Origin of the sequence: Pedobacter sp. (assembly GCF_965279535.1) — a bacterium.
GTDB lineage: Bacteria > Bacteroidota > Bacteroidia > Sphingobacteriales > Sphingobacteriaceae > Pedobacter.
The window spans coordinates 3,861,212-3,876,493 of the sequence record NZ_OZ257244.1; the positions used below are offsets into that span (position 1 = coordinate 3,861,212).

Consider the following 15,282-nt stretch of genomic DNA (forward strand, 5'->3'; position numbering starts at 1 on the left):
ATGCAATTTTTGCATCCCTTTTTTGTTATCAGTATTTCAACTATTGCGGTTGTTGTTGTCCGAAATACATCGAAAAGCGACTCTCTAGCCCATTAAAGATATTTTGCAGTGATTGACTCACCTTATCCTGTCCGGCAGCCTTAGAAGTTTTGATCATGCGGTCTAAATAATATAACGCTGTCTGAACATTTTGCGTGCCGGTTAAACTTCCTTTAGATTGTGAAACATCAGCAAGGTAAGTAAGTTCCTTGTTGATATAGATACCTGATTTATTCAGGATATCATTCGCTTTAGCCGTTTCGCCTAATTTATAAAGGTTTTCTGCGATATAGTATTTTACAACTACTGTACGGATACCAAAGAACTTATCAGGCATTACTTCAAAATACTTATCCATTACTTTTTTGGCTTCCGCAGTTTTACCTTCTTTAATCAGGCTTCCTGATAAGTTGCTGAAAATGTTGGTGAAGATAAAAGTATCATCAGAAGACTGAGGATCTAAATAAGTAGCCGTTTTCATATTGCCCCATTTAAACTTCGTCATTACATTATTATACAATACCGGGGTGTTTAAAAGCTCTGTTCTTTCTTCAGTCGCTGTAGTGTCGGCTTTTAAAGGCAATAAGCGCATGGCCAGCCCTTCGCTATATAAATACTTGTCTAAGCCATTGTATTGCTCAGAAGGAACTGTAGAAGCAAAATAGATAGGGCGTTTCCAGTTATTATGCGCTAAAATATCAAACATGGCCAATGTACCTTTTGTTACATAACCTTTGTTGAAAGTCCAGGTCATCTCCGGGGCTATCTTCGAAGCATCTGCGGCAGCAACAGTACCTGTACTCAATACTTGCTGCGGATTAATGGTGATTTTAAAGTTTTTAGTTGGTAAGAAGTTGGATTTTGTACCATCTTGCATAGCTACTTTATCGCCATCATCATTAGATAATAATAAATCTACTATGTTTTTAAGTTCTACATTACCTGCAATCTTATAATCGTCGTAAGGTAAAACATCTCTCTCTCCCTGTACATATTGCTCGGGCTTCATCGTAATAGGCAATGGCTCAGATTCGTTTTGTTTCTGTCTTAATCCATTGATATACCAATCTGTATCAAATAAACTTAAATTCACAATCCGAACATCCGGACGAACATTCTCAACTTCCTGAATATACCAAAGCGGGTAGGTGTCGTTATCACCATAGGTGAATAAGATGGCATTTGGTGCACAAGATTGAAGGTAATCCAGGGCAATATCATGTGCAACTAATTTGGTTGAACGATCGTGATCGTCCCAACCTTGCTCCGCCATAATTACAGGGGCTGCAAGCAAACCAACAACTGTAGCAACAACAGCGCCGGTAGTAGGTGTGAGTTTTTTAAGTATCCACTCCCGGATAGCAAGCACACCTAAACCAATCCATATGGCAAAGGCGTAGAACGAGCCTACATAGGCATAATCCCTTTCCCGGGGCTCTAATGGTTTTTGGTTTAAGTAAAGCACAATGGCAATACCGGTGAAGAAGAACAGAAGTGCCACAACACCTGCATCTTTCTGGTTACGCATAAAGTGCCAGATTGCACCAATTACGCCTAAAATTAATGGTAAAAAGAAAAACCTGTTGTATGCTTTATTGTCAATGGTTGATGGAGGTAAATGACTTTGATCGCCCATGCGCAGTTGATCCACAGCCTTAATTCCACTGATCCATTCACCCTCAAATCCACTTCCTTGTCCTTGTTCATCGTTCTGGCGACCTGCAAAGTTCCAAAGGAAATAACGCATATACATATAGCCAATTTGATAAGAAGCCAGGAAGCCAACATTATCTACCAGATTTGGTTTTTTGCTTTCATCCAAATGCATCCACTCCCGGTAAAATTCAGCGTGTCTTTGGTCATCGCTGTACATACGTGGAAGTAATGTATTGTCGCTGTACTCATAATCATTTTTCTTGCCAGCAACTTCATATTTTTCAGCACCTTTTCTCCAGAGCGTTTTACCTTCAGTTACACCTGTTCTTTGCGAATTATAGTTCGGGCCGAATAATAATGGCCTGTCGCCATATTGCTCACGGTTAAGGTAGCTTAAAAAAGAGAAAGCATCTTTTGGTGCGCTGTTATTTAAGTTAGGGTCTGCTTTTGCCCTGATAATAATCATGGAGAAAGAAGCATAACCGAAAATAATTAATACAGTAGAAATTAAACCCAGGTTTAACAAACGCTTTTGGTGTTTAATAGAATATTTAATTCCCCAAATAAATCCTGCAATAACAAGGATGGCGAAGAATAATACGCCGGTTCCGAAACCTAAACCCAGGGTATTTACAAAGAACAAATCAAAGTAAGCACCAAACGATACCAGATATTGAATGATCCCATATTGGATAACACCTAAAATTAATATACCTACCAATAAAGTTTTAAAAACACCCGAAGAAGTTGCCTGTTTCGTTCTTTTAAAGTAGTAAACGAAGGCAATTGCAGGGATAGTTAATAAGTTTAGTAAGTGGATACCGATGGATAAACCCATGATATAGGCAATAAACAATAACCAACGATCTGCTTTTGGTTCATCGGCATGGGCTTCCCATTTTAAGATGGCCCAAAAAACGATAGCTGTGAATAAAGATGATTGTGCGTAAACCTCAGATTCTACTGCCGAAAACCAAAAACTATCTGAGAAAGTATAAGCTAAAGCACCAACAGCACCTGCACCCATAATACTGATTAAAGTGCCCGTGCTAATTACTTCTCCAGCCTTAACTAAGGTTTTCTTAGCCAAAGCGGTAATGGTCCAGAATAAGAATAAAATAGTTGCTGCACTGGAAATGGCAGAACCAATGTTCATCCAGTAAGCAATTTTAGTGGTATCACCAAGCGCAAAAATAGAGAAGAACCGTTGTAACATTAAAAACAACGGTGCTCCCGGTTGGTGAACTACCTGCATTCTGAAAGCGGAAGCAATAAACTCGCCGCAATCCCAGAAACTAGCCGAGGGCTCCAGGGTCAAAACGTAAGTTATTGTAGCAACTAAAAAGCAGATCCAGCCTACTATATTATTAACTTTTGAATAATTCATTGGTTTATGATAATGATAATTAAATGTGTTTTAACATAAAAATGCTGCCGAAATTAACTATTCTAGTCGATAAAATGGGTAAATTTTTCGATTGATTTAACAAAATTTAACGGGTTTTGGAGCTTAAACAGCAATGAGCATTCCCAAAAAACAACAAACCCGGGCAAAATCTAAACTTCTACCCGGGTTTATCCCTTAATTTTGTTAGCCGTTTACAAAAGGACTAAACCGCGATAACAGCTCGTTATACTGTTTTTCAAGCCTTTTGCTCAATTCTGGTTGCTTATAATTTTGGGTAAGCACAACCAGCTGACCTAAAAAACGCATATAGAATTGTACCTCTCGCTCAGAAGCCAAATGGTTTTTGCTTATGGAAACATCAGCAAGATAAGTTAGCTCTTTACCCATATAGTCTGCTGATTTATGAATTAACTGGTTGGCTCGTTGCACATCATTTAATCGATATAGATTTTCAGTTAGAAAAAACGTGCTTGCCAGTTGATACATGCTTTGGAAGCGATTCGGAATCACTTCGAAATAACGATCGGCTACCTTTTTCCCCTCAGTAAATTTCCCTTCACTGATCAGTTTAGCCATCAGGCTGTTGAACATGTTGGCAAACATATTGGCATCATCAGCCGATTGGCGATCTAAATAATTGGCATTTTTGATGTTCCCATATTCATATAGGCTCATAAGATTATTGTAAAGCGGCTTTACATTCACTAATTCCTGTTGTTGCTCATCGCTTACTTCAGGTTTTAATGGCAAAAGTCTTAGATTCAGTCCCTCAGAATAAAGGTATTTGTCCAGTCCGATATACTGTGAGGTGGGCATAGCATTACTGAAATAAATAGGTCTTTTCCAATTATTATTGGCCAGGATATCAAAAAGTGCAAGCGTACCTTTAGTAACATAATCCTCATTGTAGGTCCATTCCATCGTTTTGGCAATTTTCCCTGCATCTTCAAGCGGTACCGTTCCTGTATCCAGTACTTCTTTTGCATTAACCGATATTTTGAGGTTTTTGGTAGGCAATACATTGTATTTTGAGCCATCACTCATGGTCACTTTATCTTCATCATGATCGGATAGTAATACATCAACGATTTCTTTCAGTTCAATTGATTGCGCAATTTTATAGTCCTGATAATACATGATATCTCTTGTGCCAGCAACATATTGACCTGGTTTCAATGTTAAGGGGAGAGGAGCCGAGTCATTCGATTTCTTAAGCATGCCATCAATATACCAGTCGGCAGTAAAGAGACTCAGGTTAACTATTCTTACATCCGGACGAACATGCTCAACCTCTTGTGCATACCACAGCGGAAAAGTATCATTATCGCCATAGGTAAATAGAATTGCATTCGGAGCGCAAGATTTAAGATAGTTGATGGAAATGTCCCGTGCTAAATGACTTTCCGATCTATCATGGTCATCCCATCCCTGTTGGAGCATGATAACTGGTGCAGCAAGGGCAATAACGGATGCAAATATACTGGCACTCACCGGGCTTAACTTTTTAAATATCCAGTCTTTAAGTCCGAAAACACCCAAGCCTATCCAAATGGCAAAAGTATAAAAAGAGCCAACATAGGCATAATCTCTTTCCCGTGGCTCATTAGGAACAGAGTTGAGGTAAACAACAATGGCAACCCCGGTAAAAACAAATAGTAAGGCCAGTACTCCGGCATCTTTCTGATTGCGTTTAAAATGCCAGACTACACCAATCAAGCCAATGATGAGTGGTAAAAAGAAAAATCGATTGTAAGCCTTATTTTCAGTAATGGAAGGAGGGAGGTTTTCCTGGTTACCGAGATGGAGGCTGTCGATGGGTTTTACTCCGCTCATCCAGGCACCTCGGCTGCCTCCGTGCTGTCCATCCCGATTGTCCTGTCTACCCACAAAATTCCACATAAAATAGCGCATGTACATCTGTCCAACCTGAAAAGAAAACATGTAATTCAGGTTATCCATTAAAGAGGGTTTATGGTTATCATCAAAACCCATCCAGCTTTTATAAAAATCAACATGCTCTGCTTTATCGCTGTACATGCGGGGAACCAATGTTTTATCCCGATATACGTAATCAGATTTTGTTCCCGCCGATTCGTATTGAGTTTCACCCTTTCGGTAAAGTTTTCCAGTTTCTTTAATATCTATCTTTTCAGAATTGAAGTTTTCGCCAAATAGCAAAGGCCTGTCGCCATATTGAGATCGGTTAACATAACTTAAAAAGTTAAATGCATTTTCCGGATCAGTATTGTTGAGATTGGGTTTTGCATGGGCTCGTATAATTAACAGCGCAAACGAGCTGTAGCCAAAAATGAGGAGTACAATGAAGAGAAAGGAAAGTTGCAGTGGTCTGTTCCGCTTAAGAACAGCATACCGGAGCCCATAGGTTAACCCTCCAATAATCAAAACTGCAAAGCATAAAATCCCGGACCCAAAGCTTAATCCCATCGTATTGACAAATAAAAAGTCAAATTTGGCAGCAAAAGAAATGAGGTATTGAATGATTCCGAACTGGACGAAAGCCAGTACAGCTATCGCGATTATAAAGATTTTCAGGGTGCTTTGCCAGCTAGGCGCAACTGCTTTTTTGAAGTAATAGATAAAAATAACTGCAGGTATAGCCAACAAATTAAGCAGGTGGACACCGATGGAAAGTCCAATCATATAGGCTACAAAAAGTAACCAACGGTCAGATCTCGGCTCATCTGCAACGGTTTCCCATTTCAGTATTCCCCAAATTACAATGGCTGTGCAAAGTGACGACATGGCGTATACTTCGGCCTCAACCGCAGAAAACCAAAAACTATCAGAAAAGGCAAAAGCCAGCGCACCTACAAGGCCTGCTCCTATAATGCTGATACTTTTAGACAGGCCAATCTCAGTTTCTGATTTCGCAACAATTTTTCTGGACAAGGCCGTGATGGTCCAAAAAAGAAACATAATTGTTGCTGCACTTGCCAATGCAGAGGATAAATTCATGAAATAGGCAACAAGACTGGAGTTGCCCAAAGCCAGTGTAGAAAATAGCTTTTGCACCATAGAAACAATCGGCGCTCCTGGTTGATGCACTACCTGCATTTTATAAGCTGAAGCAATAAATTCTCCGCAATCCCAAAAGCTTACTGTGCGGTCTAAAGTGAGGATGTACGTTGTTGCAGCAATAAAAAAGCATGCCCAACCAGTCAGGGTATTGATTTTGGAGTATTTCATAGTGATTTTTTTCTGATTGATTGTAAAAGAGTTATCGGTTTTTTAAACTAAAATGTCGTAGAAAAAAAGAAAAAGTTGCACGGTATTTAATCATTTTTCTATCTTTGCATCGCAATCAGAAAGCGCGAGAAAAGAAATTAAAAATATTTTAAAATCTCTCTTGCAAATTTCAAATAAGCTTTCTACATTTGCATTCCCTTTCGAGAAGAGATTCTCGAGAAAGTTTTGTCCGATAGTATAAGGGTAGTACAACGGTTTTTGGTACCGTTTGTCTTGGTTCGAATCCAGGTCGGACAACGAAAATTTAAGTTCGGATCGTGTTCTCAAGAACATGATCCGATTTTTTTTAAGCGTAAACTACACACGGATCATGCCATTGCAGTTTAACCCGGTAAAACTTTTTTCCGGAACAGGTTCTAGAGGACTATCACTAAAAATCGCTGAACATTACGGCAAGCCTCTTGGTGAAGTAAGCATTCACAGATTTAGTGATGGAGAGTTTCAACCCTCTTTCGACGAATCAATCAGAGGTTGCGATGTTTTCTTAATCCAATCTACTTACCAGCCTAGCGACAATTTAATGGAACTCTTGCTAATGGTTGATGCTGCTAAAAGGGCATCTGCACATTACATTACAGCAGTAGTGCCTTATTATGGTTTGGCTCGTCAGGATAGAAAAGATAAACCACGTGTGGCAATCGGTGCTAAATTGGTAGCCAATCTATTGAAATCTGCGGGTATTCACCGCATCATGACAATGGATTTGCATGCTGCACAGATTCAAGGTTTCTTTGATATTCCGGTTGATCACTTAGATGGATCGGTTATTTTTGTTCCTTATATCAAAAGTTTAGGCTTAAAGAATTTAACCATCGCTTCTCCAGATATGGGCGGTTCATACCGGGCACGTACTTTTGCTAAATTCTTTAATGCAGAAGTGGTGATTTGTGATAAGCGCCGTAAACGTGCCAATGAAATCGAATCTATGTCGATCATCGGAGATGTTACCGGGCAGGATGTAGTACTGATTGATGATATTTGCGATACAGCCGGAACCTTGTCTAAAGCAGCAGCTTTGATTATGGAACATGGTGCTGCAAGTGTAAGAGCAGTTTGTACACATGCAGTATTATCTGGAAAAGCAATTGAAACAGTAGAAAATTCAGTTTTATCAGAATTGATCGTTACCGATACGATTCCTTTAAAACAAGAAAGTGATAAAATTAGAGTGCTGAGTACCGCCAGTTTATTTGCCAGAGCAATTGCTAATGTAAATGAGCATGGGTCAATCAGTGATCTTTTTAATGTGTAATAAAGGTAAGCGGTAAAAGGTTTAAGGCCTAACGTCTTGATACTTGATACTAACTACTTGATACTAAAAAGTAGAAGGTTTAGGAATTTAAGACCTAACGTCTTGATACTTGATACTAACTACTTGATACTAAAAAGTAGAAGGTTTAGGATTTAAGACCTAATGTCTTGATACTCGATACTAACTACTTGATACTAATAAAATAAATAAAAATAAAAATGAAAACAATCGCAATTAGCGGTTCTCCAAGAGAGAACGTAGGGAAACGCGATGCCAAGGAACTTCGTTACGAAGGTAAAGTTCCGGCGGTATTGTACGGTGGCAAAGAGCAACAACATTTAGCTGTTAGCATTGCTGATTTAAGAGATGTTATTTATACCCCGGAAGTGAACTTTGTAGAAATCGAAGTTAACGGTGCTAAAACTAAAGCTATCGTTAAAGATACGCAGTTCCACCCACTTACAGATGTATTAATCCACATCGATTTTCTTCAGTTATTTGAAGAAAAAGAAATCGTTATGGAAATTCCTGTAAAATTAACCGGAACTTCTCCAGGTGTTAAAATGGGGGGTAAATTAATCCAGAAATTACGTAAGTTACGTGTTAAAGCATTACCTGCAAACATGCCACAAAACGTAGAAGTAAGCTTAGAGAAATTAGAAGTTGGTAACTTATTCCGCGTTCGCGATTTGAAAGGCGATAAATATGTTATCACTAACACTCCTGAAGATACTATCGTTTCAGTTGCAATGTCAAGAGCATTGAAACAAGCAGAAACTGAAGCTGCTAAAGGTAAAAAATAATCAGTTCACTGATTATGACCAAAAAGGTGCAAAAGTAATTTTGCGCCTTTTTTTATGACTTGCTCTTTCTAATCTGTTCTTAGTATCTCCAGTGATATTGGTAGAATATGTTTTGAAAACGTGTTGAATGTTAATCTAACAGCGCTAAACTCAAATTGGCATTTCATCGGCCGGAGATTAGCTTCGCTGAGCACTTCGTGGTTCTTCAAGTGTTCAGACAGACGTTAACTTAACAACATTGTTATTGGCCCCTAATCTGGTTTTAGCGTTTCTGCACTTCCAACTCCAGGCCCTCAATTCCCTACTCTTAACTCCACACTCTCAACGCTAAACTGACCTCGCTCCAAACTAAACTTTCGACTAATTCTTTTACATTTGCAGCATGAAATATCTAATCGTTGGTTTAGGTAATATAGGACCTGAATACGCACATACCAGACATAATATCGGTTTCGATATCGCCGACGAACTGGTAAAAGATTTAAATGGAAGTTTTGATAATATTCGCCTGGCTTATTATGCTGAAGTGGGTTTCAAAGGCAAGAAACTTCATGTAATTAAACCTACAACTTTTATGAACCTCAGTGGTAAAGCGGTAAATTATTGGATGAAAGAGCTTAAAATTGCTCCGGAAAATGTATTGGTGATTGTAGATGATCTGGCACTTCCCTTAGGTAAGTTGCGTTTAAAACTTCAGGGTAGTAGTGCAGGCCATAATGGGTTAAAAAGTATTGAAGAAGTATGCGGTGGACAAAACTATGCCCGGTTACGTTTTGGCATTGGAAACGATTACCCTAAAGGCAGACAAGTAGACTTTGTGCTTGGTCATTTTGACAAGGAAGAACAATTGGAGCTTCCTGCGTTGATAGATAAAAGTGTAGAACTGATTAAAAGCTTTGTAACGATTGGTCCGGCGAAAACCATGACAGCCTTTAACAAATAGGCTAAAACAGACGTTAGATAGGGTTGGAGCACAATCCTATCTTTTTAAACCTGATCGGAGTGGCATCCCCGATTTTTCATCGGGAATAGAACGAAGAGCAGGACTAACATTTAAAAATGCTGCTGAACCTGATTTTCTAATGATTCAGTTATTTAATCCTACTGTTTGTTTTAGCTTTAAATAAGAACATTAATCCCGATTATGATCAAATAAAAAAGGAGACCATCTTGCGATGATCTCCTTTTTTATTCCATTTAAGGATAAACTTATTTCACTTTACCTTGAGCTCTTGCAATATAAGCATCAATTAATTGCGCTTCTGCACTTTCAGGGTATTGAGATTTGATCTTAGTATAAGCATCTACAGCACCAGAAAAATCATTCAGGTTTTCATTTACCAGGCCTAATTTTTTCAGGAACATTGGTGAAGTAAATTTGCTTGCTTTATCTGCAGCTTTTTTGTAGTAAGTAGCAGCTTGTTTATAATCCTTTAATTCGCTGTAAGCATCACCCAGTAAGCCTAATGCCAAAGGGTCTGCAACTGGGCTGCCAGTAGCGCTATATTTGCTCAACGCATCAATTGCTTGTTTATATTCGCCTTTACGTAGATAAATTCCGCCAAGGTATAAGTTTGCTAAATTGGCAGATTTTGTATTGTCATACTCTTTAGCAATTTCTTCTAAACCTGGGTAACCGTTTAAGCCAAGTTCACCTTTAAGTGCTTTTGCTGATAATGAATCGACACCTACCAACTGCTCAGCTTTATACATTTTACTTGATGCTTCCTGAGCACGACCTTTTAAATACACGCCTTGGTACCAAAGATATACTAAGATTAATAAAACGATAGCCGCTGCTATGAATAATAAACTCTTATTATTTTCTTGTAAGAATGAACCTTTTTTAACAGGTTGGATTGTCTGATTATCTGTTGTAGACATGTTTGTTTAAAAAATTAAGATTGCAAAAATACATTTTTAAGTCAAAGTATCAATCTTTATTTTGAAGTATTTAATTAGACTGTAGTTATTTAAGTAACAAAGTAATGCAATTTAGCGGAGCAGGCCAATCAGTGTGTTAAACCAGGTTTGATTATCGCTAAACAAGCCGCTGTGGTTAATAATCAGATACACCGTTCTGCTTTCTGTTCGGCTAACAATAGATTTAATTCTGATGGGTTGCCAAAACGGGCCGAAATTTTTTATCGCAGATGCTGGAAAGATATCGTCAAAACCCATGTAAACCTCTTCTATGTGCGATATAGGCATTTCTAATGGTTCGTCTCCTGTAATAAAGATACCGTTTGAAGCGAGCAAAATATCCCCTTCATGATGATGAGGAGGCTTAAGAAAGGAAAAGAACTCTTTAAACTTTTGAAAGAATCCTGCGTTTTTTTTATCGGAAAGTTCGTAGTCATAAGACCATAAAACATTCCCTGCTAACATTTTTTGTGCGACCATGTATATTCAATTATTTGAATGTAGTACTTTTTTTAAGTTCAGTCAACCTTTATTTTAAACATTGACATTAAGCGGTTAAAAAAAAGGTAAATTTGTAGCTAATCTATGTGGCTAAAAAACATTACCCTTCTCAATTTTAAAAACTATACAGATGCTGATATCCGGTTTTCAGAAACAGTAAATGTATTTACTGGTAATAATGGTTCCGGAAAAACCAATATGCTGGATGCCATACATTACCTCTGCCTTTGTAAAAGTTATTTTAATCCAATTGATGGGCAGCAGATCAAAACCGGACAGGAATTTTTTATGGTTCAGGGAGATTTTGACCGCAGTGAAAAGAACGAGAAAATTAGCTGTGGTGTAAAGCGCAATCAAAAAAAACAATTTAAACGGAATAAAAAAGAGTACGATAAGCTGGCGGATCATATTGGTTTATTTCCGGTAGTAATGATTTCTCCTTATGATGTGAATCTGATTATGGAGGGAAGCGAGGAACGTCGTAAATTCATAGACAATGTCATTTCGCAAACTGATGCACAATATCTGGATCAGTTGATTGCTTACAATCGCGTTCTCTTAAACCGAAACGCGTTTTTAAAGCAAATTGCCATCTCACGAAAATATGATCCGACCTTGCTTCAGATTTTAGATGAGCAACTGGTACAAACGGGCAACAAAATTTTTGCAACCCGGAAAGCCTTTATGGATGAATTTATCCCGCTTTTTAATCAATACTACATCTATATTACCGATAATAAAGAAATGGTAACGCTACAATATCAATCTCAACTTACAGACGTTCCTTTTGAGCAGTTGTTAGAAAAATCGGTCGAAAAGGATAGGGTACTGGAGCGAACAACTACAGGCATCCATAAAGATGAGCTTGCTTTTACCATTCATGAAATGCCACTTAAAAAGTTTGGCTCTCAAGGTCAGCAGAAATCTTTTTTAATTGCCCTAAAGCTGGCACAGTATGCGTACCTTGCGAAGAACAAAGGTTTTAAACCCCTATTACTGTTAGATGATATTTTTGATAAGCTGGATGATAACCGGGTGCAAAAATTAATGCAAATGGTTTCACATCATGATTTCGGACAGATTTTTATCACAGATACAGGCATAGATCGCGTGAAAGCTATCTTTAAAGCCATTGAAGTTGGCGTAACTTTATTTACAGTAGAAAACGGACAAATAGGAAATGCGTAAACCGAATGATGTTACCCTAAAAGATGCAATTGGTAAAATGCTTGATGTTTACCGCTTGCGCAGGAAGTTTGATGAAACTTCTATTGTTGCCGTATGGCCCGAAATTATGGGTACAGCCATTGCAAACAGAACCACCCAAATCTATATCAGAGACCGGAAATTGTTTATCCGGATAGAATCTTCCGTAATCAAAAATGAATTGGTTATGGTGCGCCAGGGCATTATCCAAAAATTAAATGAACATGCTGGTGCAGAAGTAATCACCGAAATCGTATTTCTTTAAAAAGGTCGAAGGTATAATCCCCCAACCTTATTAGTATCAAGTGTCAAGATTTAAGTATCGAGATTCAAGTAGGAAGTAGCGAGTGTCAAGAGGCAAGTATCAAGACATAGGTATTTAGACTTATGACTTAATACTCCAGACTTAAGACTACCTAAGAACGGCCTCCAAATATCTTGGCGAGTATCCAGATTACTAAGGCAACAACAACTACGACTACAATAATGCCGGTCCATACGCCTGCTTTAAAAATACCTTCTACCAATTCACAACTGGTTAAGGTGCTGCATAAAAATGCGATGAGTACTAATGGGAATGCTCTTTTCATAACTGATGTTAATTTGTATAGGCTAACATCAGTTACTTAAAGAATGTTTTGATAAACCGCTTATTTGCCGTTAACTTTCAGTAGCTCAATGTCAAAAATCAATGTGCTGTAAGGAGGAATATCTTGTCCGGCACCACGTTCACCGTAAGCCAGGTTATATGGAATAAAGAGCTTATATTTTGAACCTGCGGGCATTAATTGTAATCCTTCGGTCCAACCCTTAATTACCTGATTTAAAGTTAACGTAATAGGCTCACCTCTATCGTATGAGCTGTCAAATTGCTTTCCGTTTAATAAAGTTCCTTTGTAGTGTACCAATACAGAATCGGTTGCCTGAGGCTTTATACCAGTTCCGGCAGTAATCACTTCATATTGCAATCCACTGGCGGTTGTTTGTACACCTGCGCGTTTTTTATTGTTATCTAAAAATGTTTTACCCTCTGCAATGTTAGCGGTGTATTTACTTTTGTTAACATTGGTAATTGCTGCACTGATGCACTCCTGTGCCTGTTGCTGATCAAGGATAAGTTTACCTCCTGTAAATGCATCTTTTAAGCCCTTTAGCAATACATCGTAATTTAAAGTACTTAAGCCCGTTGTTTTTAAGCTGGAACCAATAGAGGTACCGAAAGCATAGCTGGTAGAATCTAAAGCAGATTTAAGCGCAAAAGTGGCCGCACCTGCTTTGGCAGTAGTCGTTGTTTTTTTAGCCACAGGCTTTTTTGCTGTGGTTTTGGTTTGTGCATAAGAAGTGAGGATTAATCCTGATGCCAATGCAGTTAAGAATATTTTTTTCATTTAATCTGGTATAGTCTTATCGAAATAAGGTCGAATAATTTTAGGTCTGAAAGATACAAACTCTTTTAAAAAATAAAACCCCGAAAATTTCGAGGTTTTTCAATTTTTTTGGGTGCGATTAGAAACGTTCGTCTGCTTTGAAGAAGAAGTTTCCTTCAATTTCAGCATTCTCATCAGAATCTGAACCGTGAACCGCATTTGCATCGATTGATTTAGCATATTTTTGACGGATAGTACCTTCTGCAGCTTCAGCAGGGTTAGTAGCTCCGATTAATTTTCTGAAATCCTCAACTGCATTATCTTTTTCTAAGATAGCTGCGATAATTGGTCCTGAAGACATAAAGCCAACTAAATCTTTGTAAAAAGGACGCTCGGCGTGAACAGCGTAGAACTGACCAGCAGTTTCGTCTGTTAGTTTAGTATATTTTAATGCAATGATTTTGAAACCCGCATTGGTAATGTCGTTTAAAATTGCTCCGATGTGGCCATTAGCTACAGCATCAGGCTTAATCATGGTAAAAGTTCTGTTAGTACTCATTGTGCTTTATTATCAAATTTTCTGCAAAAATACGTTTTAATTGACGAATAATCAATAATGCTTATGGAGAATGATGGAGAGGTAATTGTTTAACTGTTGAATTGCTTAACTGTATAAAGGGCGTAAGTAAAAACGTTCAGTGTTCAGTATAGGTGTTTTGAATGGGAACAATATAGCAATTGAGCAATGTAACAATGTCTCTACTCCACCAGCAGGACTGCCCCATCAAAAACTTTTATTACTAGTTTAAAATTACTTAGCTTTGCAACGCTTAAAAAATATGCTGACACTTACAGAATTAAAATCTTTACTGGCTACGCCTCAACGAATCGTGATTACTACACATCATAAACCTGATGGCGATGCTATGGGATCATCTTTGGGATTATATGGCTACCTTATTCAAAAAGGTCATCATGTTAAGGTGATTACACCAACAGATTACCCCAGCTTCTTACATTGGATGCCCAATAACGGAGATGTGATTATCTTTACAGAGGAACAGGAACAAGCTGCCAGATTGGTGGAAGAAGCTTCAATTATTTTCTGTTTAGATTTTAATACTTTAAGCCGGATCAATGAGTTGGGTGAATTGGTAAGGGCAGCTCAAGCCAGGAAAATCATGATTGATCATCACCTCGAGCCAGAGGATTTTGATGATTACCGTCACTGGGACATTAACGCCTGTGCGGCAGCGCAGTTGGTATATGATTTTATCGTTAATCAACTGGAAGATGTTACCGGCATCAGCAAGGATGTAGCTTCATGCTTATACACCGGAATCATGACAGATTCAGGCTCATTCCGTTTCCCTTCTGCCACATCTGAAGTTTACCGCATTGCCGCTAACCTGATTGATTTAGGTGCAGAACATTGGAAAATTCATCAGTTGGTATATGATAATGCCAGTGAAGACCGTTTAAGATTCTTAGGTTATTGCTTATCTAATAAACTAGAGGTTTTGAGAGAATATAATACCGCCATTATCACGGTTAATAAGGAAGAGCTTGCCCGCTATAATAGTGCAACAGGTGATACCGAGGGAGTTGTTAACTATGCGCTTTCTATTAACGGAATTCGCTTAGCGGCCCTGATTATAGAGCGTACAGACAAAGTGAAATTATCTGTAAGATCAACAGGCGATTTTCCTGCAAATGAAATCTGCAAGAAATACTTTAACGGCGGTGGACATAGAAATGCAGCCGGTGGTGCGTCAGATAAGCCTTTAAATGAAGTGGTTGAAGATTTTAAAGCTTTGCTTAAAGATTACAAAAATCAGCTTATAGCCTAAATACAACGAT

Annotated in this window: 13 protein-coding genes; 6 read left to right on the forward strand and 7 right to left on the reverse strand. The window is 38.3% G+C overall.

The annotated features are described in order from the left end of the window. Positions 1–40: 40 nt before the first annotated feature. Together ACQY77_RS15665 and ACQY77_RS15670 are read right to left on the reverse strand one after the other, a co-directional pair. Entirely contained in the window at positions 41–3,082 is a 3,042-nt protein-coding gene (locus ACQY77_RS15665) for a DUF2723 domain-containing protein (RefSeq protein WP_421941220.1), read from the reverse strand. 204 nt (positions 3,083–3,286) lie between these two features. Then, positions 3,287–6,310: a DUF2723 domain-containing protein gene (locus tag ACQY77_RS15670; RefSeq protein ID WP_421941219.1), complete on the reverse strand. Its 3,024-nt coding sequence runs from the start codon at positions 6,308–6,310 to the stop codon at positions 3,287–3,289. A 370-nt stretch (positions 6,311–6,680) separates the two neighbouring features. Between ACQY77_RS15670 and ACQY77_RS15675 the strand changes: the two genes are divergently transcribed. The 3 genes from ACQY77_RS15675 (at position 6,681) to pth (ending at position 9,368) form a co-directional block, all read left to right on the forward strand. After that, positions 6,681–7,622 carry a ribose-phosphate pyrophosphokinase gene (locus ACQY77_RS15675; protein ID WP_090888919.1) on the forward strand — a complete coding sequence of 314 codons (942 nt, stop codon included), beginning with the start codon at positions 6,681–6,683 and terminating at the stop codon, positions 7,620–7,622. Between the two features lie 218 nt (positions 7,623–7,840). Further along, positions 7,841–8,425 carry a 50S ribosomal protein L25/general stress protein Ctc gene (locus tag ACQY77_RS15680; RefSeq protein WP_421941218.1) on the forward strand — a complete coding sequence of 195 codons (585 nt, stop codon included), beginning with the start codon at positions 7,841–7,843 and terminating at the stop codon, positions 8,423–8,425. A 382-nt stretch (positions 8,426–8,807) separates the two neighbouring features. Beyond that, positions 8,808–9,368, forward strand: coding sequence for an aminoacyl-tRNA hydrolase (gene pth / locus ACQY77_RS15685; RefSeq protein ID WP_421941217.1), 561 nt, complete (start codon positions 8,808–8,810; stop codon positions 9,366–9,368). A gap of 266 nt (positions 9,369–9,634) precedes the next feature. Here pth and ACQY77_RS15690 read toward each other — a convergent pair whose 3' ends face one another. Together ACQY77_RS15690 and ACQY77_RS15695 are read right to left on the reverse strand one after the other, a co-directional pair. Beyond that, the gene (locus tag ACQY77_RS15690) at positions 9,635–10,309 is read right to left on the reverse strand and encodes a tetratricopeptide repeat protein (RefSeq protein ID WP_421941216.1); all 675 of its coding nucleotides are present in this window, start codon (positions 10,307–10,309) and stop codon (positions 9,635–9,637) included. Between the two features lie 111 nt (positions 10,310–10,420). Next, on the reverse strand, positions 10,421–10,828 hold the full coding sequence (locus tag ACQY77_RS15695; protein WP_421941215.1) for a hypothetical protein: 408 nt from the start codon (positions 10,826–10,828) through the stop codon (positions 10,421–10,423). 105 nt (positions 10,829–10,933) lie between these two features. Between ACQY77_RS15695 and recF the strand changes: the two genes are divergently transcribed. Together recF and ACQY77_RS15705 are read left to right on the forward strand one after the other, a co-directional pair. Then, positions 10,934–12,037 (forward strand): DNA replication/repair protein RecF, encoded by a 1,104-nt coding sequence (recF, locus tag ACQY77_RS15700; protein ID WP_421941214.1) that lies wholly within the window; start codon positions 10,934–10,936, stop codon positions 12,035–12,037. Further along, a complete protein-coding gene (locus tag ACQY77_RS15705) occupies positions 12,030–12,320 on the forward strand; it encodes a DUF721 domain-containing protein (protein WP_421941213.1) in 291 nt (96 codons plus the stop codon). The genes recF and ACQY77_RS15705 overlap by 8 nt, the downstream gene beginning before the upstream one ends. Before the next feature lie 151 nt (positions 12,321–12,471). Here the strand turns inward: ACQY77_RS15705 and ACQY77_RS15710 are convergent, their stop codons facing one another. The 3 genes from ACQY77_RS15710 to ACQY77_RS15720 all read right to left on the reverse strand — a co-directional run bounded on the left by ACQY77_RS15710 (position 12,472) and on the right by ACQY77_RS15720 (position 13,981). Next, a complete protein-coding gene (locus ACQY77_RS15710) occupies positions 12,472–12,645 on the reverse strand; it encodes a hypothetical protein (RefSeq protein ID WP_421941212.1) in 174 nt (57 codons plus the stop codon). Positions 12,646–12,705: 60 nt separating this feature from the next. Then, positions 12,706–13,443 (reverse strand): FKBP-type peptidyl-prolyl cis-trans isomerase, encoded by a 738-nt coding sequence (locus ACQY77_RS15715; RefSeq protein WP_421941211.1) that lies wholly within the window; start codon positions 13,441–13,443, stop codon positions 12,706–12,708. Positions 13,444–13,561: 118 nt separating this feature from the next. After that, on the reverse strand, positions 13,562–13,981 hold the full coding sequence (locus ACQY77_RS15720; protein WP_090888943.1) for a nucleoside-diphosphate kinase: 420 nt from the start codon (positions 13,979–13,981) through the stop codon (positions 13,562–13,564). A 280-nt stretch (positions 13,982–14,261) separates the two neighbouring features. Here ACQY77_RS15720 and ACQY77_RS15725 point away from each other — a divergent pair, with 280 nt between their 5' ends. After that, the gene (locus tag ACQY77_RS15725) at positions 14,262–15,272 is read left to right on the forward strand and encodes a DHH family phosphoesterase (RefSeq protein ID WP_421941210.1); all 1,011 of its coding nucleotides are present in this window, start codon (positions 14,262–14,264) and stop codon (positions 15,270–15,272) included. Positions 15,273–15,282: the final 10 nt, after the last annotated feature.